This window comes from Streptomyces sp. NRRL S-920 (assembly GCF_000717945.1).
GTDB classification, from domain to species: Bacteria; Actinomycetota; Actinomycetes; order Streptomycetales; family Streptomycetaceae; genus Streptomyces; species Streptomyces alboniger.
Window position 1 is genome coordinate 46,947 of record NZ_JODF01000035.1, and the last position, 25,582, is coordinate 72,528.

The 25,582-nt window shown below is 71.3% G+C and carries 22 protein-coding genes and 1 other RNA gene; 19 read left to right on the plus strand and 4 right to left on the minus strand.

What is annotated here, in order from left to right; genetic code table 11:
• The first annotated feature begins 350 nt into the window (after positions 1–350).
• The 4 genes from IG54_RS0123975 (at position 351) to IG54_RS0123990 (ending at position 5,492) form a co-directional block, all read left to right on the plus strand.
• Positions 351–2,018: a serine/threonine-protein kinase gene (locus IG54_RS0123975; protein WP_030788099.1), complete on the plus strand. Its 1,668-nt coding sequence runs from the start codon at positions 351–353 to the stop codon at positions 2,016–2,018.
• Between the two features lie 116 nt (positions 2,019–2,134).
• A complete protein-coding gene (locus tag IG54_RS0123980) occupies positions 2,135–3,367 on the plus strand; it encodes a serine/threonine-protein kinase (protein ID WP_030788101.1) in 1,233 nt (410 codons plus the stop codon).
• A 78-nt stretch (positions 3,368–3,445) separates the two neighbouring features.
• A complete protein-coding gene (gene prfB, locus IG54_RS0123985; protein ID WP_030788104.1) occupies positions 3,446–4,552 on the plus strand; it encodes a peptide chain release factor 2 in 1,107 nt (368 codons plus the stop codon).
• A gap of 277 nt (positions 4,553–4,829) precedes the next feature.
• Positions 4,830–5,492, plus strand: a complete 663-nt coding sequence (locus tag IG54_RS0123990) for an LPXTG cell wall anchor domain-containing protein (RefSeq protein ID WP_030788106.1) — start codon at positions 4,830–4,832, stop codon at positions 5,490–5,492.
• Between the two features lie 169 nt (positions 5,493–5,661).
• Here IG54_RS0123990 and IG54_RS0123995 read toward each other — a convergent pair whose 3' ends face one another.
• Positions 5,662–5,847, minus strand: a complete 186-nt coding sequence (locus IG54_RS0123995) for a hypothetical protein (protein ID WP_030788110.1) — start codon at positions 5,845–5,847, stop codon at positions 5,662–5,664.
• A gap of 240 nt (positions 5,848–6,087) precedes the next feature.
• Here IG54_RS0123995 and ftsE point away from each other — a divergent pair, with 240 nt between their 5' ends.
• The 6 genes from ftsE (at position 6,088) to dacB (ending at position 11,768) form a co-directional block, all read left to right on the plus strand.
• Complete coding sequence (ftsE, locus tag IG54_RS0124000; protein WP_030788113.1) at positions 6,088–6,777, plus strand: cell division ATP-binding protein FtsE; 690 nt, start codon at positions 6,088–6,090, stop codon at positions 6,775–6,777.
• 58 nt (positions 6,778–6,835) lie between these two features.
• The gene (ftsX, locus tag IG54_RS0124005) at positions 6,836–7,753 is read left to right on the plus strand and encodes a permease-like cell division protein FtsX (protein ID WP_030788116.1); all 918 of its coding nucleotides are present in this window, start codon (positions 6,836–6,838) and stop codon (positions 7,751–7,753) included.
• 78 nt (positions 7,754–7,831) lie between these two features.
• Positions 7,832–9,028 carry a S41 family peptidase gene (locus IG54_RS0124010; RefSeq protein WP_030788119.1) on the plus strand — a complete coding sequence of 399 codons (1,197 nt, stop codon included), beginning with the start codon at positions 7,832–7,834 and terminating at the stop codon, positions 9,026–9,028.
• Positions 9,029–9,046: 18 nt separating this feature from the next.
• Complete coding sequence (gene smpB, locus IG54_RS0124015) at positions 9,047–9,568, plus strand: SsrA-binding protein SmpB (protein ID WP_051819846.1); 522 nt, start codon at positions 9,047–9,049, stop codon at positions 9,566–9,568.
• Between the two features lie 138 nt (positions 9,569–9,706).
• Positions 9,707–10,095: a transfer-messenger RNA gene (ssrA, locus tag IG54_RS39695) on the plus strand.
• Between the two features lie 80 nt (positions 10,096–10,175).
• The gene (gene dacB, locus IG54_RS0124020) at positions 10,176–11,768 is read left to right on the plus strand and encodes a D-alanyl-D-alanine carboxypeptidase/D-alanyl-D-alanine-endopeptidase (protein WP_030788126.1); all 1,593 of its coding nucleotides are present in this window, start codon (positions 10,176–10,178) and stop codon (positions 11,766–11,768) included.
• Here the strand turns inward: dacB and IG54_RS0124025 are convergent.
• Positions 11,692–12,957 carry an MFS transporter gene (locus IG54_RS0124025; protein WP_030788129.1) on the minus strand — a complete coding sequence of 422 codons (1,266 nt, stop codon included), beginning with the start codon at positions 12,955–12,957 and terminating at the stop codon, positions 11,692–11,694. The two genes, dacB and IG54_RS0124025, sit on opposite strands and share 77 nt — an antisense overlap.
• A gap of 147 nt (positions 12,958–13,104) precedes the next feature.
• On the opposite strand from IG54_RS0124025, the gene IG54_RS0124030 reads away from it, so the two are divergent.
• From IG54_RS0124030 to IG54_RS0124050, 5 genes are all read left to right on the plus strand, one after another.
• On the plus strand, positions 13,105–14,070 hold the full coding sequence (locus IG54_RS0124030; RefSeq protein ID WP_030788132.1) for a LysR family transcriptional regulator: 966 nt from the start codon (positions 13,105–13,107) through the stop codon (positions 14,068–14,070).
• Positions 14,071–14,244: 174 nt separating this feature from the next.
• Complete coding sequence (locus IG54_RS0124035) at positions 14,245–15,066, plus strand: hypothetical protein (protein WP_158708911.1); 822 nt, start codon at positions 14,245–14,247, stop codon at positions 15,064–15,066.
• A 335-nt stretch (positions 15,067–15,401) separates the two neighbouring features.
• Positions 15,402–17,429, plus strand: a complete 2,028-nt coding sequence (locus tag IG54_RS0124040; RefSeq protein WP_234336321.1) for a glycosyltransferase — start codon at positions 15,402–15,404, stop codon at positions 17,427–17,429.
• Positions 17,430–17,527: 98 nt separating this feature from the next.
• The gene (locus tag IG54_RS0124045; protein WP_030788141.1) at positions 17,528–18,193 is read left to right on the plus strand and encodes a hypothetical protein; all 666 of its coding nucleotides are present in this window, start codon (positions 17,528–17,530) and stop codon (positions 18,191–18,193) included.
• A 56-nt stretch (positions 18,194–18,249) separates the two neighbouring features.
• Complete coding sequence (locus IG54_RS0124050; protein ID WP_234336320.1) at positions 18,250–19,230, plus strand: hypothetical protein; 981 nt, start codon at positions 18,250–18,252, stop codon at positions 19,228–19,230.
• 24 nt (positions 19,231–19,254) lie between these two features.
• Here IG54_RS0124050 and IG54_RS0124055 read toward each other — a convergent pair whose 3' ends face one another.
• Entirely contained in the window at positions 19,255–19,953 is a 699-nt protein-coding gene (locus IG54_RS0124055; protein ID WP_051819849.1) for an NAD(P)-dependent oxidoreductase, read from the minus strand.
• A 54-nt stretch (positions 19,954–20,007) separates the two neighbouring features.
• Positions 20,008–20,973 (minus strand): EamA family transporter, encoded by a 966-nt coding sequence (locus IG54_RS0124060; RefSeq protein ID WP_078594423.1) that lies wholly within the window; start codon positions 20,971–20,973, stop codon positions 20,008–20,010.
• 117 nt (positions 20,974–21,090) lie between these two features.
• Between IG54_RS0124060 and IG54_RS0124065 the strand changes: the two genes are divergently transcribed.
• The 4 genes from IG54_RS0124065 (at position 21,091) to IG54_RS0124080 (ending at position 25,317) form a co-directional block, all read left to right on the plus strand.
• On the plus strand, positions 21,091–21,690 hold the full coding sequence (locus IG54_RS0124065; RefSeq protein ID WP_078594425.1) for a MarR family winged helix-turn-helix transcriptional regulator: 600 nt from the start codon (positions 21,091–21,093) through the stop codon (positions 21,688–21,690).
• Between the two features lie 175 nt (positions 21,691–21,865).
• On the plus strand, positions 21,866–23,215 hold the full coding sequence (locus tag IG54_RS0124070; RefSeq protein WP_030788160.1) for a nitrate/nitrite transporter: 1,350 nt from the start codon (positions 21,866–21,868) through the stop codon (positions 23,213–23,215).
• Positions 23,216–23,397: 182 nt separating this feature from the next.
• Complete coding sequence (locus IG54_RS0124075) at positions 23,398–24,552, plus strand: uroporphyrinogen-III synthase (protein WP_030788165.1); 1,155 nt, start codon at positions 23,398–23,400, stop codon at positions 24,550–24,552.
• A gap of 177 nt (positions 24,553–24,729) precedes the next feature.
• Entirely contained in the window at positions 24,730–25,317 is a 588-nt protein-coding gene (locus tag IG54_RS0124080) for a CGNR zinc finger domain-containing protein (RefSeq protein ID WP_030788168.1), read from the plus strand.
• The last annotated feature ends 265 nt before the right edge of the window (positions 25,318–25,582 follow it).

Sequence of the window (25,582 nt, forward strand, 5' to 3'; positions counted from 1 at the left end):
CCAGTACTGGAGGCATCCTCGCACCTGCGACCGACAACACGCCCGGCGGCCACCGGTAAGTGATCTTGATTGGTCGCCTCTGCTCGGAAAAGTGCCTGCTTGGACCGTTGGGGACACATGCGAGGGTCCGTGGAGGAAGGTCGACAGGAAGGTCGCACCGCGCACTCCACGGCAACCAATGGCCACGGGCGGGCGTCTTCCCCCTGGACAGCGATCCACGGGAACGGCCGGGCGGAATCGGATCGACCGGTGCCCCGTTCGGCAGCACTACAGTGGGTCGGAACATCTCAGACCCCCGGACAGGACCAGCGTCCGGACGGGACCAGCCAGATCAGCAGGGAGCGCATGACGTGCGGCCGGTAGGCAGCAAGTACCTGCTCGAGGAGCCGCTCGGGCGCGGCGCCACGGGCACCGTCTGGCGAGCCCGCCAGCGGGAGACCGCGGGTGCCGAGGCGGCCGTCGCCGGCCAGCCCGGCGAGACCGTCGCGATCAAGGTCCTCAAGGAAGAGCTGGCCAACGACGCGGACGTGGTGATGCGCTTCCTCAGGGAGCGCTCCGTCCTGCTCAGGCTGACTCACGAGAACATCGTCAGAACCCGCGACCTGGTGGTCGAGGGCGATCTCCTCGCCCTGGTCATGGACCTGATCGACGGCCCCGACCTGCACCGCTATCTGCGCGAGAACGGCCCGTTCACGCCGGTCGCCGCGGCCCTGCTGACGGCCCAGATCGCCGACGCGCTGGCCGCGAGCCACGCCGACGGCGTCGTCCACCGCGACCTCAAGCCCGCGAACGTCCTGCTCAAGCAGGACGCCCAGGGCATGCACCCGATGCTCACCGACTTCGGCATCGCGCGCCTCGCGGACTCCCCGGGCCTGACCCGCACCCAGGAATTCGTCGGCACGCCCGCGTACGTCGCGCCGGAGTCCGCCGAGGGCCGCCCGCAGACCAGCGCCGTCGACATCTACGGCGCCGGGATCCTGCTGTACGAGCTGGTCACCGGCCGCCCGCCGTTCGCCGGGGGCTCGGCCCTCGAAGTCCTGCACCAGCACCTCAGCGCCGAGCCGCGCCGCCCCTCGACCGTCCCGGACCCGCTGTGGACGGTCATCGAGCGCTGCCTCGACAAGAACCCGGACCGCCGCCCCAGCGCCGTGAACCTCGCCCGCGGCCTGCGGGCCGTCGCCGAGGGCGTCGGCGTGCACTCCACCCCGGCGCAGATCGCCGCCGCGGAGGGCGTGGGCGCCCTGCTCATGCCGGACCCCTCGCCGGCCCCCGTGCCGGACGCCCCGGGCGCGGCCGACCCCACGCAGGTCCTGCCGAGCAACGCGGGCTCGTACGACCCGAACGCGGCGACCAGCGTCATGCGGAGCACCGGCGGCCAGGGCCACGGCGACGCCGACCCCACCTCCGTACTGCCGGCCAACCGCGGCGGCGGCGCCGACCCGACCGCGGTCATGCCGCCGGTCCCGCCGAACGGCCCCGGCGCGAACCCGAACGACCCGCACCCCTGGCAGAGCCAGATGGCCGCTGCCCGCGACCGCAACGAACAGACGCAGTACCACGCGCAGCTGGACCCCGACCAGGACCCGCTGCGCCGACGCCCCCAGCGCCAGGTGGCCCGGCCCCAGCAGCAGCCGCCGCGCCCGCAGCAGTACGCCCCGCAGCAGCCGCGCGGGCAGCGCCCCCAGCAGCAGTACGCTCCCGCGCCCCAGCACCAGCAGCCCCAGCCGCAGCAGTACGCCGCGCCCCCGCAGGCGCCGCCGCCCCAGCAGCCCGCCCCGCGCCCCGCGCGCGAGCCGAGGCAGCCGCGTCAGCGCAGCGCCAACCCGATGAGGATCCCGGGGCTCGGCTGCCTCAAGGGCTGTCTGTTCACGATCCTCATCCTCTTCGTGGCGAGCTGGCTGGTCTGGGAGTTCAGCCCGCTCCAGGACTGGATCGGCACCACGAAGGGCTACTGGGAACAGCTGACGGACTGGTACGGCACGGTCAGCGGCTGGATCGGGAAGCTCGGCGGGAACTAGGGCTCGGACGACTCTGGGGATTTGTCGACATCAGCAGAGTGATTTCTGCTCCCGGAGTGAAGGTTGGCGGCGAGGACGCGTAGTTTTGTCGCCAACACGCATCCGTAGGAGCAGTCTTGACGCGCAAGATCGGCAGCCGGTACACCGCCCACCAGATCCTGGGCCGTGGCAGCGCCGGCACGGTGTGGCTCGGCGAGGGGCCCGAAGGCCCCGTCGCCATCAAGCTGTTGCGCGAGGACCTGGCCTCCGACCAGGAACTCGTCGGCCGCTTCGTCCAGGAGCGCACGGCTCTGCTCAGCCTCGACCACGCGCGCGTGGTGGGCGTCCACGACCTCGTCGTCGACGGCAACGACCTGGCGCTGGTCATGGACCTCGTACGCGGTACGGACCTGCGCACCCGCCTCGACCGTGAGCGGCGCATGGCCCCCGAGGCCGCGGTCGCCATCGTCGCGGACGTCGCCGACGGGCTCGCGGCCGCGCACGCCGCGGGCATCGTGCACCGCGACGTCAAGCCCGAGAACGTCCTCCTGGACATGCAGGGCCCCCTCGGCCCCGGCGGGGCGCACCCCGCCCTGCTCACCGACTTCGGCGTCGCCAAGCTGATCGACTCCCCGCGCCGCACCCGCGCCACGAAGATCATCGGCACGCCCGACTACCTCGCCCCCGAGATCATCGAGGGCCTGCCGCCGCGCGCCGCCGTCGACATCTACGCCCTCGCCACGGTCCTGTACGAACTGCTCGCGGGCTTCACCCCCTTCGGCGGCGGGCACCCCGGGGCGGTCCTGCGGCGCCACGTCACCGAGACGGTGGTGCCGCTCCCCGGCATCCCCGAGGAGCTGTGGCAGCTCCTCGTCCAGTGCCTCGCCAAGGCTCCCGCGTCCCGGCTGCGCGCCTCGGAGCTGGCCACGCGCCTTCGGGAGCTGCTGCCGCTGGTCGCTGGGATGCCCCCGCTGGACGTCGACGAGCCGGACACGGAGCCCTCGCGGGCCGAGGAGGCGTACGAGGACTCGGCCCCCGAGCCGCGCGAGCCCTCCCCCCGGCGGGGCGCGGTCCCCCTGGTGCCGGGCTCGGCGCCCGCCGACTCCAACCGGGACACGCACACCTCGATGCGGGTGCCAGGACCCGACGAGCTGGCCGGCGGGGCCCGCGGTACGGCCCGCGCGCCGCGGGCGGCCGGCGCCGCCCGCCCCGGCTCCGCCAAGCACCGCGCCTCCGCGCGCCGGCGCCGGATCACGCTCGGCGTGGCCGGGGTCGTCCTCGCCGCGGCGGCCGGCGTCGGCGTGTATGCCGCCAGCTCCTCCGACGCGCCCCCCTCGGCCCCCGACACCTCCTCCCCGGTCTCCCCCTGACCTCCTCCCCGACCTCCTCCCCGCCCCGCTCACCCCACTCGGGGCCAGGTCGGTTGCCGCAGCCGTTAGGCTGGAGGCGTGGCAGTCGTCGATGTATCCGAAGAGCTGAAGTCCCTCTCCTCGACCATGGAGTCGATCGAGGCCGTCCTGGACCTCGACAAGCTGAGGGCCGATATCGCCGTGCTCGAGGAGCAGGCGGCCGCACCGTCCCTGTGGGACGACCCGGAAGCGGCACAGAAGATCACCAGCAAGCTGAGCCACCTCCAGGCGGAGGTCAGGAAGGCCGAGGCGCTGCGCGGGCGCATCGACGACCTCGCCGTGCTGTTCGAGATGGCCGAGGAGGAGGACGACTCGGACACCCGCGCCGAGGCCGAGTCCGAGCTGGAGTCCGTCCGGAAGGCGCTGGACGAGCTGGAGGTCAGGACCCTCCTGTCCGGGGAGTACGACGCCCGTGAGGCGCTCGTCACCATCCGCGCGGAGGCCGGCGGCGTCGACGCCTCCGACTTCGCCGAGAAGCTCCAGCGCATGTACCTGCGCTGGGCGGAGCGCCACGGCTACAAGACGGAGCTGTACGAAACGTCGTACGCGGAAGAGGCCGGCATCAAGTCGACCACCTTCGCCGTCCAGGTCCCGTACGCCTACGGCACGCTCTCGGTCGAGCAGGGCACCCACCGTCTCGTCCGCATCTCGCCCTTCGACAACCAGGGCCGCCGCCAGACGTCCTTCGCCGGTGTCGAGATCCTCCCGGTCGTCGAGCAGACCGACCACATCGAGATCGACGAGAGCGAGCTGCGCATCGACGTGTACCGCTCCTCGGGCCCGGGCGGCCAGGGCGTCAACACCACCGACTCCGCGGTGCGGCTGACCCACCTCCCCACCGGCATCGTCGTCTCCTGTCAGAACGAGCGCTCGCAGATCCAGAACAAGGCGACCGCGATGAACGTCCTCCAGGCGAAGCTCCTTGAGCGCCGCCGCCAGGAGGAGCAGGCGAAGATGAACGCCCTCAAGGGTGACGGAGGCAACTCCTGGGGCAACCAGATGCGTTCGTACGTCCTTCACCCGTACCAGATGGTCAAGGACCTGCGTACGGAGTTCGAGGTCGGCAATCCCGAATCCGTCTTCAATGGCGAGATCGACGGATTCCTGGAAGCCGGAATTCGCTGGCGCAAGCAGCAGGAGAAGTAAAAACCGCCCGGAGCGGCTTTATCGACAAGGCAACTGCCGCCCATGAGGCGGCAGTTGCCTTTTACGTCACAGTCACATCTCCCTACGACGGTCAACTGCCCCGATTTCGGACATCGCGCCCGCAACGACCTTGACGCTGCTCTGAAAAGTGGAAAGGCTAGCGAGCGGTATGCGTATTCCTGGGGTGCGTGGGATCTGTGGGGGCTGATCGTTCGCCCCGGAACGCCGCCTCGGACGCTGCCTCTCTGACGATTCAGCTACTGGGGGTAGCAACCAGATGACCAAGAAGACGCGGATCCGTGTCGCGCGGATAGCCGCCGGTGCGGTGATCGCCGCCGGTGCCTCGCTGACCGCCGCGGGTGCCGCCTCGGCCCTCGACGTCGACCTCGGCCCGGTGGGCGCCCACGCGGACGACAGCGGTGTCGGTGTCGACGTCGACGTCGAGCCCGACGACGACCCCTCGGACCCGGGCATCCCGACCGAGGAGCCGACGGACCCGCCCGAGCCGACCAACGAGCCGACCGAGCCGCCGGAGCCGACCGAGCCCGACCCCACCGACCCGCCCACCTCGGACCCGACCGACCCGGGCCGGCCCACCTCGGACCCGGGTGACCCGGGCAACGAGGGCAACGGGAACGGCGGCGGCAACGGAAACGGCAACGGGAACGGCCACGGCAACGGCGGCGGCAACGGTGGGGGCAACGACACCGACCCCGCCGGCGGCTCCAACCCCGTCGAGCAGGGCCAGGGCAAGGACAGCCTCTCCGACACCGGCTCCAAGCCGGTCGAGCAGGGCGGCAACAAGGGCAAGGGCGAGCTGGCCGAGACCGGCGCCGCCGAGATCACCTTCCTGGTGATCGGCGCCGCCACGATGATCGCCGGCGGCATCGGCTTCCGCGTCCTGCCGCGCCTCGTCGGCAACCGCGGCGCCGCCGCCTGACACCGGCGCCGACGTACGCCCCGTACCCGAGGTAGCGAGGCGTACGGCATGTACGGCACGTACGCGATGTACGTCCTTGAGACGTACGTACGTAAAAGAAGGGCCCGGAGCTTCCTGAAGCTCCGGGCCCTTCTCCGTCGTCCGCGCGGTGTGCCGCGGCGCGGCGTGCCTATACGCGCGCCAGCAGCGCGACCGCCGCGATCAGCACCACGAGCAGCGCTATCAGTGCCGCGGGATTGAGGCCCGCGAAGGGCCCTTCCTGCTGTATGCGCTCGCGATTGGCCCGGCACACGGGGCATCGGCCTTCACTCACGGGCGCTGCGCAGTTCGCGCATACCAACCGATCCAGGGTCATGCGCTTCTCCTCCCGCACAGTCTCAGCCTGCCCAACGCTACGGGGAACCCAATCGTTCCCCTTACCACTGTGCCAGCTTCCACGGGTTTCGGCGCGGCCCGCCGCCGCCCGCCGGTTTCGGCACGTTCCGTACCTCGGTACTTCCGCGACAAATCGCGCAACTCCGGACGCCGACTGCGCTCGCGCACCGCCTTCGCGTAGGGTCACGCACACCTACCCCCGGCAACCCGTGGTGCATCCGTGATCCGTTTCGACAACGTCTCCAAGGCCTATCCCAAGCAGACCCGCCCCGCGCTCAGGGATGTCTCCCTAGAGATCGAAAAGGGCGAGTTCGTCTTCCTGGTGGGGTCCTCCGGCTCCGGAAAGTCCACTTTCCTGCGGCTCGTCCTGCGCGAGGAGCGCACCAGCCACGGCCAGGTGCACGTCCTCGGCAAGGACCTCGCGCGCCTGTCCAACTTCAAGGTGCCGCACATGCGCCGCCAGTTGGGCACCGTCTTCCAGGACTTCCGCCTGCTGCCCAACAAGACCGTCGGCGAGAACGTCGCCTTCGCGCAGGAGGTCATCGGCAAGTCCCGCGGCGAGATCCGCAAGTCCGTGCCCCAGGTCCTCGATCTCGTGGGCCTCGGCGGCAAGGAGGACCGGATGCCCGGCGAGCTGTCCGGTGGTGAGCAGCAACGAGTGGCGATCGCGCGCGCGTTCGTCAACCGTCCCAAGCTCCTCATCGCCGACGAGCCGACCGGCAACCTCGACCCGCAGACCTCCGTAGGCATCATGAAACTGCTCGACCGGATCAACCGGACCGGCACCACCGTCGTGATGGCCACCCACGACCAGCAGATCGTGGACCAGATGCGCAAGCGGGTCATCGAGCTGGAGAAGGGCCGTCTCGTGCGCGACCAGTCGCGCGGCGTCTACGGCTACCAGCACTGACATCCGCGGCCCGACCGCTGTCGTTCCACCTGATCCACCTGAGCACTGAAAGGCCGCCATGCGTGCCCAGTTCGTCCTGTCGGAGATCGGCGTCGGTCTCCGCCGCAATCTCACGATGACCTTCGCGGTCGTCGTCTCCGTAGCGCTTTCGCTCGCCCTCTTCGGCGGTTCGCTGCTCATGCGCGACCAGGTGAGCACGATGAAGGGCTACTGGTACGACAAGGTCAACGTCTCGATCTTCCTGTGCAACAAGGCCGACGCCGAGCAGGACCCGAAGTGCGCCAAGGGCGCCGTCACGAACGAGCAGAAGGACCAGATCCTCGGCGATCTGAAGAAGATGCCGGTCGTGGACAAGGTCACCCACGAGTCGGCGGACGAGGCGTACAAGCACTACAAGGAGCAGTTCGGCGACTCCCCGCTGTCCAGCTCGCTCACGCCCGACCAGATGCAGGAGTCGTACCGCATCAAACTGAAGGACCCCGAGAAGTACCAGGTCGTCGCGACCGCCTTCTCGGGCCGTGACGGCGTGCAGGCCGTGCAGGACCAGAAGGGCTATCTGGACAACCTCTTCGGGCTCCTCAACGGCATGAACTGGGCGGCGCTCGCGGTGATGGCGCTGATGCTCGTCGTCGCGTTGATGCTGATCGTCAACACCGTGCGCGTCTCGGCGTTCAGCCGCAGACGGGAAACCGGCATCATGCGGCTGGTCGGCGCCTCCAGCTTCTACATCCAGATGCCGTTCATCATGGAGGCCGCCGTCGCCGGTCTCATCGGCGGCGCGCTCGCCTGCGGCATGCTGGTCGTCGGGCGCTACTTCATGATCGACCACGGTCTCGCGCTCGCCGAGAAGATCAACCTCATCAACTTCATCGGCTGGGACGCCGTCCTGGCGAAGCTGCCGCTGGTGCTCGCGATCGGTCTTCTGATGCCCGCGCTTGCCGCGTTCTTCGCGTTGCGCAAGTACCTCAAGGTGTGACAAGTACCCTCGTCGTTCCAGGGCGCCGTACGGTTCAACCCGCCGTACGGCGCCTTTCGTTGTCCTAGACTCACCGTCATGTCAGGTCTCGACCGGTTCGCCGATCGGTGCTCAGTGCCCCGCCGCATCCGCCGCGGGGCGACGCTGACATTGGTCTTCGCGAGCGTCCTCGCCACCGGGGCCGCCACCGGCTCCTGGAGCGAGGCGGCGGACGACGGCCGGAAAACGCCACCTCCTTCGGTACGTTCGGACGCCTCGGCCCCGCTGACGGGCGGCGCCGACACCGCCGAGGAGGCCGCGGACGCCGCCGCCGATGCCATGGCCGACGGCAAGTCCGCCAAGAAGGCCGCCGAGGAAGCCGTCAGCCGCAGCGGGGACCGCTGGGGGGCGGTGTACTCGCACGGGGAGTACCGGGAGTTCGAGCAGGCCCTCGACGGCGCCTACACGGGCGTCGGACTGTGGGCGCGGCGCGCGGCCGACGGACGCATCGAGGTCTCCCGGGTCCAGAAGCACGCGCCCGCCGACCGCGCCGGGATCCGGGAGGGCGACCGGCTGCGCTCCATCGACGGTGAGCGCGTCACCGGCCGCCCCGTCACCGAGGTCGTCGGCCTGCTGCGCGGGACCCGCGCCGGCACCCCGGTGCGCCTCGGCCTCGCGCGCGGCACGCGCGCGTGGAGCGAGACGCTGCACAGGGCCCGCCTCTCCACGGACTCCGTCACCGTCACCGAGCTGCCCGGCGGCGCGGTCCTGATCAAGGTCGCCGCGTTCACCAAGGGCTCCGGAGAGGCCGTGCGGACCGCGGTGCGCGAGGCTCCCGAGGGCGCCGGCATCCTGCTCGACCTGCGCGGGAACTCCGGAGGCCTGGTCTCGGAGGCGGTCACCGCCTCGTCCGCGCTGGTGGACGGCGGCCTCGTGGCGACGTACGACGTACGGGGCGAGCAGAAGGCGCTGCACGCCCGGCGGGGCGGCGACACCGGCAGACCGGTGGTCACGCTCGTCGACGGCGGCACGATGAGCGCGGCCGAGCTGCTCACCGGCGCCCTCCAGGACCGTGGCCGCGCGGTCGTGGTGGGTTCCAGGACCTTCGGCAAGGGCTCGGTCCAGATGCCGAGCCGCCTCCCGGACGGTTCCGTCGCCGAGCTGACCGTCGGCCACTACCGCACGCCTTCGGGGCGGGCCGTCGACGGGCGGGGCATCACACCGGACCTTGAGGTCGAGGACGGGGCCGAGAAGCGGGCCGAGACAGTATTGACTGGCCTCGGACCCCCCTCGTAGTGCGAAAATGGCCGGACTATGGCGAAGGAAAAGGTAAAGCGCAAGGCCGCGAAGGCCAATGAGAAGGCCCCCGCCCGCAAGATGGTCGCGCAGAACAAGAAGGCGCGGCACGACTACCACATCCTGGACACCTACGAGTGCGGCCTGGTGCTGATGGGCACCGAGGTCAAGTCGCTGCGGCTCGGCAGGGCCTCCCTGGTGGACGGCTTCGTGCACATCGACCGCGGCGAGGCGTGGCTGCACAACATCCACGTCCCCGAGTACGTGCAGGGCACCTGGACGAACCACTCCGCCACGCGGAAGCGCAAGCTCCTGCTGCACCGGGCGGAGATCGACAAGCTGGAGTCCAAGTCCAAGGAGACGGGTCACACGATCGTGCCCCTCGCGCTGTACTTCAAGGACAGCCGGGTCAAGGTCGAGATCGCGCTGGCCAAGGGCAAGAAGGAGTACGACAAGCGGCAGACGCTCCGCGAGAAGCAGGACACGCGCGAGACGAACCGCGCGATCTCGGCGGTGCGGCGGCGCCAGGGGATCGCCTAGCCTTGCGGCCGGGCCCTCAGGAATAGGCTGGCACCGTCGGGCGTTGGTCACGTACGATGGGTCGTGCTCCTCACAGCAGGGGCACCGGGTCCCCGCCCAGCAGGGGCCCACCTTGAAGGAACATTGAAAAAACAACATGGGGATGATCGGTTTCGACAGCGGATGTCGAAGCAGGGGAAGCGAGCCGAGGAAGCGGCAATGATCTCGTAAACCATATGTCGCAACAAATAATCGCCAATTCCAAGAGCGATTCCCAGTCCTTCGCCCTCGCTGCCTAATAAGCAGTGACTGAAGGACCCTAAATGGGTGTCAGCCCGGGGGTGTTCCCGACCCGGACCCTGGCATAATCTAGGGAACTAAACCGTCGAACCCGGTCACGGGGTTCGACGGGAAATCAAACAGTGACTGGGCCCGTCGGAGACTTGTTCGCGAGATCTCCGGGGCCGAGAAAATCGCAGCGAACTGCGCTCGGAGAAGCCCTGGTTCAGCACCGTTGGACGCGGGTTCGATTCCCGCCATCTCCACAATTCCCATGTGAGGTTGAAGCCCTCTGACCCTCGGTCAGGGGGCTTCTTCCGTGTGGCGCCCGGGTTTATCCTCCTGGGTCATGAGGAGACCCGTGCGACGCGTCAACCACCGTATGCGCCACTGGATCTGGCCGGCCGTGCTCGCCGTCGCGGCGGGCACGCTCTCCGCAGGTGCCCCGGCCGGCGCGGACTCCGACCGGTCCGGCCTGCCGGAGGCCATCGACACCATCCTCGGCGACTCCCGGATGGAGGGCGGCGTGGCCGGCGTGGTCGTCGCCGACGCCGCGTCCGGTGACGTCCTCTACCAGCACCGGCCCAGCGGGCGCCTGATGCCCGCCTCCAACACCAAACTGCTCACCTCGGCCGCCGCCATGGAGCTGCTGGGACCCGACCACCGGTTCACCACCGACGTACTCGCCGACGGAGAGCGGCGGGGCCGCGTGCTGCACGGAAACCTGTATCTGCGCGGCACGGGCGACCCGACGACGCTCGCCGAGGACTACGACGGACTCGCCGCGAAGATCGCCGCCTCCGGGGTGCGGCGCGTCTCGGGGCGCCTGATCGCCGACGACACCCGCTTCGACGCCAAGCGCGTCGGCGACACCTGGAGCGCCGACGACGAGTCCGCGTACTACGCGGCGCAGATCAGCGCCCTGAGCGTCGCCCCCGACACGGACTACGACACCGGGACGGTCGTCGTGGAGGTCGCGCCGGGCGCGCGGGCCGGGGACGAGCCGCGCGTCGGCGTCACGCCGAAGACCGACTACGTGGACATCGACCTGCGGGCGACCACCGTCGCGGCGGGCGGCGCCGACACCGTCGCCGTGGAGCGGCAGCACGGCAAGAACACCATCACCGTCAGCGGCACGGTCCCGGTCGGCGGAGCCGCCACCAAGGAGTGGGTCACCGTCTGGGAGCCGACCGGGTACGCGGCAGCCGTCTTCCGGGACGCGCTCGCCGCGCACGGCGTGAAGGTGAGCGGGCCGACCAGGACCGGGATCGCCACCCCCGGGCGGGCCCGGCGGCTCGCCTCGCACGACTCCATGCGGCTCAAGGACCTCATGGTCCCCTTCATGAAGCTCTCCAACAACATGCACGCGGAGAGCCTCACCAAGGCCATGGGGCACAAGGCCACCGGGCGGCCCGGGAGCTGGGACGACGGCATCGCCGCGATCGGCGGCTATCTGAAGACCGCCGGCGTCGACCCGGGCAAGCTGCGCCAGGTCGACGGCTCAGGTCTCTCGCGCAAGGACAACGCCCCGGCGGACCAGTACGTCAAGCTGCTGCGCTCGGCCAAGGGGGAGCCGTGGTTCGCCGACTGGTACGCGTCCCTGCCGGTGGCCTGCGGGCCGGGCAAGTCCGTCGGCGGCACCCTGCGCTCGCGGATGTGCGGGACCCCGGCGGCCCTCAACGCCCGTGCCAAGACGGGGACGTTGACGGGAGCGTCCGGTCTCTCCGGTTACGTGACGGACAAGAACGGGCGTGAGCTGGTGTTCAGCATCATCCTGAACAACCATCTGGCCCCCTCGGTGAAGGCGCTGGAGGACGCGATCGTGGTGACCCTCGCGTCGTCGACGGAGGACGAGGCCGTGCCGGTCATGCCGCGTTCGACGCGGGCGGCGGAGCGGGACGGCGACGTGGAGTGCTCGTGGCGCAAGCCTGCGCGCTGCTGAGCAGCAGGGCGAGGCAGGCGGCGGCCACCGGCACCCCGTAGCCCGCGGCGGGCCCCAGGCGCTCCACCGCCCAGCCGCCGCCCGCCGCGCCGCACGCGATGCCGCCGAGGAGGCCGGTCACGGCGAGGGTCATGCCCTCGTTCAGCCTCCCCACGGGGGTGCGGTGCTGTACCAGCGTCATGCCGGTGACCATCGTGGGCGCCGTCGCCATCCCCGCGACGAGCAGCGCTCCGGAGAGGGCGGTCAGCGAGCCCGTGAGCGTCACGGCGAGCAGCGGCAGCGTCATCAGGGCCGCCATCGCCGCACCGCACAGGAGGTAGCGGCGCGCGAGCGGGCCGCGCGGTCTCACGGCTCCGTAGACGAGGCCCGCCGCGCAGGAGCCCGCGGCCTGGAGGGCGAGTATCAAGCCCGCCGCAGCCTTGTGCCCCCGCTCGTCGGCGTAGGCGATGGTGACGACCTCGAGGGAGCCGAAGACGGCGCCGGTGGCGAGGAAGCCGACCAGCAGGGCGGGCATCCCGCGCGCGCGGAGAGGCGATCGGGCGTCCTCGGAGGAGTGCGTACGTCCTTGGGGCGGCGGTTCCGTCGCGCGCTGGGCGGCGAAGGTCAGCACGCCGGTCAGCAGCAGGACCACGCCGATCAGGGTGCCCGCCTGGGGGAAGAGCGCGCCGCACAGGAAGGCGGCGAGGACGGGCCCGAGCATGAAGCAGAGTTCGTCGGCGGCCTGTTCGAAGGAGTTGGCGGTGTGTACGGCAGGGGCGTCGCCCTTCAGGAGGTACGCCCAGCGGGCGCGGGACATGCCGCCCGTGTTGGGGGTCGTGGCCGTGGCGGCGTACGACGCGAAGAGAGTCCAGTCGGGCGCTCCGTAGCGCACGCAGAGCAGCAGGGAGAGCGAGCCGAGCGCGGCGATCGCGGTGGCGGGCACGGCGACGCGTGCCTGGCCGTGGCGGTCGATGAGCCGCGCCGTCCAGGGCGCCACGACGGCGGTCGCGGCGAGGCCGGTCGCGGTGACGGCGCCGGCCAGCGCGTACGAACCGCGGGCGCCGGAGATCATGATGACGGCGCTCACGCTGAACATGCCCATGGGCAGGCGGGCGATGAGGTTGCCGAGGGTGAAGGCGGTGGCTCCGGGTATCGCGAAGAGGCGGGTGTAGGGGTTTCGGGGTGTGCTGCGGGGTCTGGCGGGCGGCATGTGTCTCAGGCTCGCCGCGGGGGGCCCGCGGGGTCCAACACCTTCTGGGCGCCGATTCACGCATCCGCGTTGTAGGTTCCAGCGGTGACAGCAGAGCCCGGCATACGCCCGTCCGATCCCGGTCCACGCCCCGCCGATGGGTCCGCCCTGCCCCGTGACGTGGACCCGCGCCTGTTGCGCGCGTTCGTCGCCGTCTCCGAAGAGCTGCATTTCACCCGGGCCGCCGCCCGGCTGTACGTGGCACAGCAGGCGCTGAGCCGTGATGTGCGGCGCCTGGAGCGCGAGTTGGGCGCCGAGTTGTTCTCCCGTACGACACGGCAGGTCGCGCTCACCGCCGACGGCGAGCGGCTCCTTCCGTACGCGCGGCGGGTTCTCGCGGCGCAGGACGAGCTGGTCGCCGCCTTCGCGGGGCCCGCGCGGCCGCTGCTCGTCGATCTGAACAGTCCCGGGCTCGTCTTCGGGCGGATCCTGGAGCGGGCCCGCGAACTCGTCCCGGAGTGCGAGCTGATGGCCCGCTTCGAGAGCGGCCTCACGGGAGCCGCCGCCGAGATGATCGCCGGGCGGCTGGACATGTCGTTCGGGCGGTACGCCGGGCTCGACCCCGCCCTGCGGTCGGCGCTCGCCCAGCAGCCCGTGCGGTACGAGCCGATGGCGGTACTGCTGCCCAGCGATCACCCGTTGACCGAGCTGGACGCCGTGCCGCTGGACGCCCTCGCGGGGGAGACCGTGTACGCGGGGGCGGGCAATCCGCGGACGCTGGAGTGGACCGACCTCGCGCACCGGCTCTTCGCGGGGCGCGGCATCGATGTCGCGCCGCCCGCGCCGCTGGCGGTGGGGCCCGAGGAGTTCGGTCGGATCATGGCGAAGAAGCGCAATCCGGCCTTGGTCGTGGTGGGCTTTCCGGCCATGCCGGGTGCCGAGCTGCGGCCGCTGATCGATCCCGTACCGCTCTCGCCCGTGTCGCTCGTATGGAGAAAAGGTCTGATTCATCCGGGAGTTACAGCGGTACGGGCCGCTGCCGCGGAGCTTGCCGCCGCCGAAGGATGGCTAAAGAGGCCTGCGGATGGGTGGGTTCCGGCCACAGATGCACTCATCATGATGAGTCAGATCTGACTGATATCCACGCCTGTCACTCCGGTGCGCTACATTCATCGCCCGGTCGGGATGTGATAGGGGCGGCGCGCGGGTCGGGTGGGGGCCCGGTCCGGACGGCAAGGGGCCCGGAGTCGTACACGCACCCGCGTTCTGAGATGCCGAGTTGTGTGATGTGGGGGGTTGTGCGTACGCATGGAGACGTGGCGAGAAGATGCGCTACCAGGACATACCCATGATCCGAACGAGGTCACCGTTCAGATCGACGGTCTCGGGCGGACGCTGGCGGATCTGCCGGTCGGGCCCGGTGCGGGCGGCGCGGGCGGTGTGGTTGAGGGGCCTGTCTTCGTCGACGAGACGGGCCGCCGCGGTCGGAGGTACCGCAGGATAGGCGTGATCATCGGTGTCGCCTGCGCGGTCTACGCCCTGGTCATCGTGGGCACGCTGTTCTCGGGCAGCTCTCATGCGCCCTGGCTGCCGGTGCAGGCCCCCGAGGGCGGGAAGGCCGGCAGGGGCGACGGGCCCGCGGGCACGGTGGACGCGTCCGGGCGCCCGTACGACCGCGTTGAGCCGGCCGACTCCACCGGCTCCGCCGACCCCGCTGATCCTGCTGATCCTGCTGATCCTGCTGATCCGTCCGTGTCGGCGGGTGCGGCCGCTCCGTCGCGGGGCGCCGCGGACGCCACCGAGGCGGTGGCGCGGCCCGGCGGCTCCCGCCGGGGGGACGAAGGGGGCTCGTCCGGCGCGGCGCCCGCCGCGGCGGACGGCGAGCAGGGTCCGGGTTCGGGTCCGGGTTCGGGCCCCGTGGACGGTGGCGGTGGCCCCGGCCCGGTTCCGACGGGTGGCGCGGCGTACCCGGGATCCGGCCCCACGGCACCGGCGGCCCGGCCCCCGGCTCCGCCCACGCGGCCGACGGCCCCCGGCGACGGCGACATACCCGCCGACTTCACCCCGCCCGCCGCCCAGCAGCCGCCCGCGGACTCCCGGTCGTCTTCCTCCGGGGACGCTCAGCGGTGAACTCCCGTACTACTGAAGGGGGGTGGGTGGACGACCGTCTTGGCAAGGCGCCATCCGGCGGGGTCGTACCCGGCAGCGTCGCGCCCGGCAGCGCCGCGCCCGGCAGCGCCGCCCCTGGCAGCGCCGCGCCCGGCCATGCCACGCCCAGCAAACCCCCGTCCGGCGAGGCACCCGGCCATGCCGCCCCCCGCAACGCCACCCCCGCCCACGCCACCCCCGCCCACGCCCGCCCCCACAGACCCCGTCCCCGTAAGGCGGCCGCCCGCGCCCCCCGGCGTCGGCGGCTGCCGTTGCGCTACTCGTTGCCCTCGCTGCTGCTCATCGCGCTGCTCGCCATGCTGATGCTGCGCGGGTACGTGCACAGCGAGATCCTCGCCGACCACCGTGTCCGGCCGCCCGCGCCCACCGATCAGGTACCGCGGGAGATCCTGGACGGCGGCCCCGTCATAGACACCCGCGGCGGCCGCGAGGCCACCCTGCGCGTGCCCGAGCGGCGGCTCGTGCTGACCTTCGACGACGGGCCGGACCCGGAGTGGACCCCCAAGGTCCTCGACGTCCTCGACAAGCACGACGCGCACGCCGTCTTCTTCGTCACCGGCACCATGGCCTCGCGCCACCCCGGCCTGGTCCGGCGCATGGTCGACGAGGGCCACGAGGTCGGCCTGCACACCTTCAACCACCCCGACCTCGCCTACCAGTCCAAGTCCCGCATCGACTGGGAGCTGTCGCAGAACCAGCTCGCGCTCGCCGGGGCCGCCGGGATCCGGACCTCCCTCTTCCGGCCGCCGTACTCCTCCTTCGCCGACGCCATGGACAACAACTCCTATCCGGTGGCCCGGCACATAGGCGACCGCGGCTACCTCACCGTCGTGAACGACGCCGACAGCGAGGACTGGAAGCGCCCGGGCGTCGACGAGATCGTCCGGCGTGCCACGCCCCAGGGCGGCGAGGGTGCCGTAGTCCTCATGCACGACTCCGGTGGCGACCGCTCACAGACCGTCGCCGCGCTCGACCGGCTCCTGCCCGAACTGCGCGAGAAAGGGTACGAGTTCGGGAACCTCACGGAGGCCCTGGACGCGCCCAGCGCGCACGCGCGGGTCAGCGGCATCGAGCTGTGGAAGGGCAAGGCCTGGGTCTTCCTGGTCGGCGCCTCCGCGCGGATCACGGACGGCCTCGTCGTGGCCCTCGCGGTCGTGGGCGTGCTCGTCCTCACCCGGTTCGGCCTGATGCTGCTGCTCTCCGCCGCGCACGCGCGCCGAGTGCGGCGGCGGGACTTCCACTGGGGCGCCCCGGTCACCGAACCGGTCTCGGTCCTGGTGCCCGCGTACAACGAGGCCAAGTGCATCGAGGCGACCGTCCGCTCCCTGATGGCGAGCGACCACCCCATCGAGGTCCTCGTCATAGACGACGGCTCCTCGGACGGCACCGCGCGGATCGTGGAGGGCCTGCGGCTTCCGAACGTACGCGTCGTGCGCCAGCTCAACGCGGGCAAACCGGCCGCCCTCAACAGGGGCCTCGCGAACGCCCGGCACGACATCGTCGTGATGATGGACGGCGACACCGTCTTCGAGGAGTCCACCGTCCGCGAACTCGTGCAGCCCTTCGGCGACCCGCGCGTAGGCGCCGTCGCGGGCAACGCGAAGGTCGGCAACAGGGACTCGCTCATCGGCGCCTGGCAGCACATCGAGTACGTGATGGGCTTCAACCTCGACCGCCGGATGTACGACGTGCTGCGCTGCATGCCGACCATCCCGGGCGCGGTCGGCGCGTTCCGGCGGTCCGCCGTGGAGCGGGTCGGCGGCATGAGCGACGACACGCTCGCGGAGGACACCGACATCACGATGGCCCTGCACCGCGACGGCTGGCGGGTCGTGTACGCCGAGCGGGCGCGGGCCTGGACCGAGGCCCCGGAGTCCGTGCAGCAGCTCTGGTCCCAGCGCTACCGCTGGTCGTACGGCACGATGCAGGCCATCTGGAAGCACCGCCGCGCCCTCGTCGAGTCCGGCCCCTCCGGGCGCTTCGGCCGCGTCGGCCTGCCGCTGGTCTCCCTGTTCATGGTGCTGGCCCCGCTCCTGGCGCCCCTCATCGACGTGTTCCTCCTCTACGGCCTGGTCTTCGGCCCCACGCAGAAGACCATCGCCGCCTGGCTCGGGGTGCTCGCCGTGCAGGCGTTCTGCGCCGCGTACGCCTTCCGCCTCGACCGCGAACGCATGACCCATCTGATCTCACTGCCTCTCCAGCAGCTGCTCTACCGGCAGTTGATGTACGTCGTACTGCTCCAGTCCTGGATCACGGCCCTCACGGGAGGCCGCCTTCGCTGGCAGAAACTGCGGCGTACGGGGGTGCTGTCCGCCCGCGCCTAGCCAAGGGCCTGGTCGCGGCGCCCCCGCCGCTGGCATCGGTTACCCCTCATGGATAGCTTGGTTCACTCCAGTGAACCCCCACCCCACCAGGAGTGACCGTGAACCGCCGTCCCACCCTGCTCGCTGCGGCCGCCTTGACCGCCGTCGCGGCCCTTTCGCTCTCCGCGTGCGGAGGTGGCGGCGGGGAGTCCAAGGGCAAGGAGAAGATCGCGGGCGCGGACTCGGGCGGCGAGACGAGAGAGTCCCCCTCGCCGAAGGCGTCCGACGACGGGATCGACCGCCCGCAGATCAAGCTGCCGAAGGGCGTGAAGAACGTCTTCGAGGGCGGTAGGACGGGAGATCCCAAGAAGGACGCGGTGCTGGCCGACCACGCGCGGCGGATCAATTCGATCGATGAGGCGATCACGGTCGATGCGAAGAAGCACCCCGCGTTGAAGTTCTACTCGTCGGGTGAAGCCCTGATGACGGCCGCCGAATACGTGGAGAGTTTCTACAAGGACGGCAGGAGTTTCGTCGGAACCACGCGCTATTACGACCGTCAGGTCACCTTCCTCAAGGATGGCGTGGCAGCCGTGACGTACTGCCAGGACAGCTCCAAGACGTATCCCAAGGACCGCAAGACAGGTCGGGTGGACCGGTCCATCCCGGAATCGGCTGACGATTACGGCTTCTACAACACGCGGTTGAAGAAGAACGCCAAGGGTGTCTGGCAGACCGAATCCGTCACGTACGTGGAGGAAGCAACCAAGCGGTGCATGAAGTGAACTGGCGAGTTCTGAGCCGCGGGACTGCTGCTTCCCTGGCCTTGGTCATCACATTGGTGCCCGGTGCCGCGTACGCGGCGGGAGGCAAGACGACGGGTGGGCGGAAGGAAGCGGGCCAGGCCCAGTCGCAAGGCTCCCGTCAAGGCAAGAACCTCGGCGTCGAGACGAGGATTCGGACGACGGTCGAGGGCAGTCCGCAGTCGGCGAGGACGGGCACGCTCACCCCGGCGAACAGCAACTGGGATCCGCCGGCTTGCTGGTATGAGCCCGCCTATACGCCGAAGGAGATCGAGGCGACGGTCAAGGCGATCCGGAAGATGAAGTTCTTCGGGATGGGCGACTTCGTGGGCGGGATCCTCGACTCGTACTTCAAGGAGGGGCACCCCTACAAGAATTACAACCTCGACAAACAGGGCGACGGGGAGTTCTGGGCGGCGGCCGTCGACGAGGACCGCAAGGATGAGCCCGAGGCGAAGGCCTGCGACAGGCTGCCGTTCTGGGTGACCAAGGGCGTACCGCCCAAGGAGCCGCTCGCGGTGACGCCGAAAATCCTCGCCGAGTACGCGTACGGCCAGATCCCCGTCCCGGACACCGAGGTCAGAATGGCGCCCGACGGCGGGACGAAGGTCAATCTGCCGACGTGGGTGTGGCTGGACAAGGCCAAGTTCAAGAAGATCTCGGTGACCGCGACCCTCCCGGGAACGGGTCTGTCCGCGACGACGACGGCCGAGCCGGTCGCTCTCAAGATCGAGCCGGGTACGGGGGACGCCGAGACGTACCCCGCATCGGGTGAGTGCACGATCGACAACGGCCGTATCGGCACGCCCCGGGCCAAGGGCACCCCCGCGGACACGGACCCGCCGTGCGGTGTGAAGTACCTGCGGTCCTCGGGGGACGGCGCGTACGAACTCCAGGCCACGATCACCTGGAAGGTCAGCTGGACCAGCACCGCGGGGGAGGGCGGCGACCTGCCCGCCGGCGAGTTCGGCGCGGCTCAGCAGGTCGAGGTCGGTGAGGTCCAGTCCGTCAACCGGTAGCGGGACCGGCGCTCAGTGCGGCTCTCAGTACCCGGCCGTGAAGCGGGCGCGGGGGTGGCGGGGGTTCTCCATTTCGTCCAGGAGGGCTACCGCCAAGTCCTCCATGGAGAGGGACGAGTTGCCCTCCGCGTCCACCAGGAGTTCGTCCTCGCCCAGGCGGAACGCCGCGGTGCGGGTGCCTGGTTCCAGGATCGCGGAGGGGCTCAGGTAGGTCCAGTTCACGTCCGTGGGCGCGGTGCGGAGCGCGTCGTACTGGGCGTTGGAGGCCGCCGCAATGTGGCGCCAGGCCGCGGGGACGTATCTCGGGTCGTCGATCGCCAGGGTGCCGGACGTTCCGGGGACCGTCAGGCTGCCCGCGCCGCCGATCACCAGGAGGCGGACGCCGGGGGCCTCGGCCAGGCCCGCCAGCAGGGCTCTGATGACGGCCGCGTGGTCGGCTTCGCGGCCCGGGGCGGGTCTTGTCGCGTTGATGACGACGTCCTGGCCCGCGGCCAACTCCGCCACGTGCTCCGGGTTTCCCGCGTCACCTGTGCGGTGCGTGGCGTCCGGGTGCAGTTCGGGGAAGCGGGCGGCGTCGCGGACCACGGCGGTCACCTCGTGGCCCCGGGACAGGGCCTCCGTCACGACGCGGCTTCCCGCGGTTCCTGCCGCCCCGAAGACCGTGACGCGGGTGCGGGGGGCGTGGGTGGGAGTGGGGGTGTGGGTGTCGGTGTGGGTGTGCATGGGGGGCTCCTCTGTTCAGGTCAGGGGGTGAGTTGGTGGTGGTCCGGGGGCGCGTTACGCGCGGCGGCTCTGGCCAAGGACGACGCTCGTCAGGACCAGGGCCAGGCCGCCCAGCTGCCAGGGGGTCATGGTCTGGCCCAGGAGCAGCAGGCCCGCGAGCGTGGCGACGACCGGGTTGGTCAGGCCGAGGAAGGAGACCGAGGAGGCGGGGAGGCGTTCGATGCCGCGGAACCACAGGGCGTACGCGATGGCCGTGCCGACGATGCCGAGGTAGGCGTAACCGGCGAGGTTGGCGCCCGTGAAGTGGTCCGGCAGGCCCTCGGCGGTGAGGGCGATGGGCGCGAGGACCAGGCCGCCCGCGGTCAGCTGCCAGCCGGTGAGCGTGAGCAGGGAGACTCCCTCGGGCCGGCCCCACCGCTTGCTGAGCACCACCGCGAGGGCCATCAGCGTGGTGGCCGCCAGCATCGCGGCGATCCCGGCGGCGTCGACCGCCGCGCTGCCGCGCAGGACCAGCAGGCCCACACCCACGACACCGACGAGGCCCGCCGCCAACGTACGGCGGGTGGGCCGCACCTTCAGGACACCGGCTCCGAAGCCCGCCACCAGCAGCGGCATGACCGCGCTGACCGTCGACGCGACACCGCCGGGCAGGCGGTAGGCACCGAAGAAGAGCAGAGGGAAGAACGCGCCGAAGTTGAGCACCCCCAGAACGGCCGCCTTCCACCACCAGTCGCCGCGCGGCAGCCGTCGGGTCAGCGCGAGCAGGATCAGCCCGGCGGGCAGGGCGCGCAGGGCCGCGGCGAGCAACGGGCGGTCCGGGGGGAGGAGTTCGGTGGTCGTTACGTAGGTCGTGCCCCAGGTCGCCGGGCCGATGGCCGCCAGCGCGGCGATGCCGGCCACCGCCTTGGTGGAGGGGGAGCGGGGAGCGGGAGCCGAGGTGGATACCGGGGGCTTGGGGGCCCCGGCGTCGCCCTGCGTCGACGACGTGCGCTCCGCGATGTTGATCCTGCTGACAATCATGATGCTTCCCCTCGCTCTTCCCCTGAACGCTGTTATTCTCAACGTTGAGATAAATATGGACCCCCGATCCGCGAACGTCAAGTATCTGAACGTTGAGAGATTTGGAGCTGCGCCGCCATGGCCGAGAACGAGACAGCCCAGCAGGAGACAGCCCAGCAGAAGACAGCCCCGCAGGAGGCGGCCCAGCAGGAGACCCCGGACGAGCCCCGCGCTGACGCCATCGACCAGCTGCGCGCCCAGTGGCGCCGCGAACGCCCGGACCTGGACCTCGCGGGCCTGGACGCGATGGCCCTGGTGGGCCGCATCAAGCGCGCCGATCACCTGCTGAGCAAGGGAATGAAGACGGTCTTCGCCGAGTACGGCCTGGAGTTCGCGGAGTTCGACGTCCTCGCCACGCTGCGCCGGGTCGGCGCCCCGCACGAACTGACCGCGGGCGGCCTCCTCAAGACCGCGATGGTGACCTCGGGTGCCATCACCAACCGCCTCGACAAGCTGGAGCGCAAGGGCCTGATCGAACGCCGTCAGGACCCCGCCGACCGCCGGGCCATCCGCGTCCGCCTCACCGAGGCCGGCCTGGACCTGGTCGACCGGGCGGTCGCCGACCACATCGCCAACGAACAGCGCATGCTGACCGCCCTCACCCCCGCCGACCGCGAGGCCCTCGACTGGGCGCTGCGCCGCCTACTGGTCTCCCTCGGGGACACCCACCTGGGCTGACCGGCCTCGCCCTCGCCGCCCCGCTCCTCACCACCCCTCCCCGCCCCACGTGAGAGCAACGTTCCCCGGCGGTCACTCCGCGCCACAGGGCCGAAACGCGTTCTCCCTACCTTCGGGAGCGTCGGCACCTTCGCGGGCGTCGGCGAGGCCCGTGGACTAGCCGTGGAGGCGTGTGATGTGGATCGAGCGGTGGGACCCGGAGGACGAGAGGTTCTGGAAGGAGGAGGGAGGGGAGCGGGTCGCCCGGCGGAATCTGGCGTTCTCGGTGCTCTCCGAGCACATCGGGTTCTCCATCTGGAGCATGTGGTCCGTGATGGTCCTGTTCATGGGGCCCGAGTACGGCATCGACCCGGCCGGAAAGTTCTTCCTGGTGTCGATGGCGACCCTGGTGGGAGCCGTCGTCCGCGTCCCCTACACCTTCGCCGTCGCCCGCTTCGGCGGCCGGAACTGGACCGTCATCGCGGCCTCGCTGCTGCTCGCCCCGACCGTCGCCGCCTTCGTCGTCATGGAGCCGGGGACCTCCTACACCACCTTCATGGTGTGCGCGCTGCTCACCGGCGTGGGCGGCGGCAACTTCGCCTCCAGCATGACCAACATCAACTCCTTCTTCCCGTTGCGGGAGAAGGGCTGGGCGCTCGGGCTCAACGCCGGGGGCGGCAACATCGGCGTACCGGTCGTGCAGCTCGTCGGGCTCGCCGTCATCGGGGCGAGCGGCGGGCCGCGGGTGGTGCTCGGGATCTACATCCCGCTGATCCTCGTCTCCGCCGTCTGTGCCGCCCGCTACATGGACAGCATCTCCTCCGTGCGCAACGACACGGGCGCCGTCAAGGCCGCCGCCCGGGACGCGCACACGTGGATCATGGCGTTCCTCTACGTGGGGACGTTCGGCTCCTTCATCGGTTACAGCTTCGCCTTCGGTCTTGTCCTCCAGACCCAGTTCGGGCGTACGCCGCTGGAGGCCGCGCAGGTGACCTTCATCGGCCCGCTGCTCGGCTCGCTGATCCGGCCCGTGGGCGGGCGGCTCGCCGACCGGCACGGCGGGGCGCGCATCACCCTGTGGAACTTCGTCGGCATGGGGGCCGCGACCGGCGTCGTCGTGCTGGCCTCCGTCAGGGAGTCGCTCCCGCTGTTCGTCGGCGCCTTCATCGCCCTGTTCGTGCTCACCGGGCTCGGCAACGGATCCACGTACAAGATGATCCCCGGCATCTTCCAGGCCAAGGCCGAGGGCAAGGGGCTCGTGGGGGAGGAGGCCGCGGCCCACGGGCGGCGGATGTCCGGGGCGGCGATGGGGCTGATCGGGGCCGTCGGCGCGCTCGGCGGGCTCGGCATCAACCTCGCCCTGCGGCAGTCCTTCCAGACCGTGGGGTCGGGCACGGGGGCGTTCGTCGCGTTCCTCGCCTTCTACGGGGTGTGCTCGGTGGTCACCTGGGCCGTATACCTTCGGGGGAAGGCGTCCGCCCGTACGGGTACCGGCGCCGGGGCCGACACGGACGCGAAGCCGCAGCTCAGCTATGCCGAGGTGTGACGTAACACGGCGGACATCGCCGCGATCCGAGCCTGTCACGCGCCATTGACAGGCTCGGTCGTCCGCCGCCCACGCACGACGATCCGTCGCCCACGCACGACGATCCGCCGCCCACGAGCCACGATCCGCCGCCCACGAGCCACGAGCGGGACGAGACGAGACAGTCGAGACGAGACAGCCCTATGCACGCGACCCCAGCGAACTCCCCGACAGCGCACGGCCCCCTCGCCGGATTCACCGTCGGCGTGACCGCCGCCCGGCGCGCCGACGAACTCGGCGCGCTGCTCCAGCGGCGCGGCGCCACCGTCCTGCACGCCCCCGCCCTGCGCATCGTGCCGCTCGCCGACGACAGTGAACTGCTCGCCGCGACCAAGGAGTTGATCGACCACGCCCCCGACGTGGTGGTCGCCACCACGGCGATCGGGTTCCGCGGCTGGATCGAGGCCGCCGACGGCTGGGGGTACGGCGAGGCCCTGCTCAGCTGCCTGCGCGGGGTCGAGCTGCTGGCCCGCGGGCCGAAGGTGAAGGGCGCCGTGCGCGCCGCCGGGCTCACCGAGGAGTGGTCCCCCTCGTCCGAGTCCATGGCGGAGGTCCTCGACCGGTTGCTCGGCGAGGGCGTCGAAGGGCGCCGTATCGCGCTGCAACTGCACGGCGAGCCGCTGCCCGGCTTCGTCGAGGCGCTGCGGGCCGGGGGAGCCGAGGTCGTCGGCGTGCCCGTCTACCGGTGGCTGCCACCGGAGGACCTCGCGCCCGTGGACCGGCTGCTCGACGCGGCGGTCGCGCGGGGCGTCGACGCGCTGACGTTCACCAGCGCGCCCGCCGCCGCGTCGCTGCTGGCCCGCGCGGAGGAGCGGGGCATGGGGGCCGAGTTCCTCGCCGCCCTCGGCCATGACGTGCTGGCCGCCTGCGTGGGGCCCGTGACCGCGCTGCCGCTCCAGTCCCTCGGCATCGACACCGTCCAGCCCGAACGCTTCCGGCTCGGCCCCCTCGTACAGCTGCTCTGCCAGGAACTGCCCTCCCGTGCGCGGGTGTTGCCGGTCGCGGGGCACCGCGTGGAGATCCGCGGCCACGCGGTCCTGGTCGACGAGGAACTGCGGGCCGTCCCTCCCGCGGGCATGGCCCTGCTGCGTGCCCTCGCCCGGCGCCCCGGCTGGGTGGTGGCCCGCGCCGAGCTGCTGCGCGCGCTGCCGGGGGCGGGCAGTGACGAGCACGCGGTGGAGACGGCGATGGCCCGGCTGCGTACGTCGCTGGGCGCGCCGAAGCTGATCCAGACGGTGGTCAAGCGGGGGTACCGCCTCGCGGTCGATCCGGCGGCCGACTCCAAGTACGGGGCATAGGGCGGTACGAGGAAGAGGGCAGTGCGGGACGTACGGCAGTAGGGGAATAGGTCAGTATCTGACGGTTCGTCGGACGGGTGGCGGTGGCGGGGGTTCCGGACCCGCCGGGGGACGGGCACTGTAGGGAGTGCACCACGGCATTCACTCACCGGTGACCCCCAAGGCGGTGACAGGCGCATGGCGTTGGGCATGGCCCCGGCTCCGTACGAGCTGCGGTTCGACTCCGGGCGGAGCTGTCTGGACCTCGTGGCGACGCGCCATCCCGTGGAGCGGCTCGACTCCGTGGCGAGGCTGCGCGCCTGGCTCGTGGGCGCCGGCCTGGTGCCGGCGGGCGCCTCCTGGCCCGGGGTGGGCCCGCCGTGGCTCACCGCGTTCCTCGAACTCCGCTCGTCCATCGAGCAGTTGGTGCTGGGCGAGATCGAGGGGGCGCCCGCCGACAGCGCGCTGGAGCGTGTCAACGCCCTGGCCGCGCCGGCGCCCCCGGCCCCCTGCGCGGTCCGCGCCGCCGACGGCACCCTGACCCGTGCCCTGCGCGCGGCCCCGGAGTGCGCGGCGCTCGTGGCGTGCGTCGCGAGGGACGCCGTCGACCTGCTCACGGACCCGGCGGCCCGCGCCCTGCTGCGCCAGTGCGCGGGCGACAACTGCCCCATCGTGTACCTGGACACGTCCCGCGGCCACCGCCGCCGCTGGTGCTCCAGCGAGGTCTGCGGCAACCGCGAACGCGTGGCCCGCCACCGCCGCAGAGCGGCCCTCGCCCGCCCTTGAGCCACGGGGGCCCCGCCCCTGAGCCCATCGCCGCAGAGTAGCCCTGAGTCCACCGGCCCTCACCCGCCCCCGAGCCACCGGCCCTCCCTCGCCCGCCTCTGGGCCCGCCGCCGCAGGGTGGCCGCCGCCCGCCCTTGAGCCCCCCGGGCCCTCGCCCGCCTCTGGGCCCGCCGCCGCCCGCCCTTGAGCCCACCGGCCCTCGCCGCCTCTGAGCCCACCGCCGCAGGGTGGCCGCCGCCCGCCCTTGAGCCCACCGGCCCTCGCC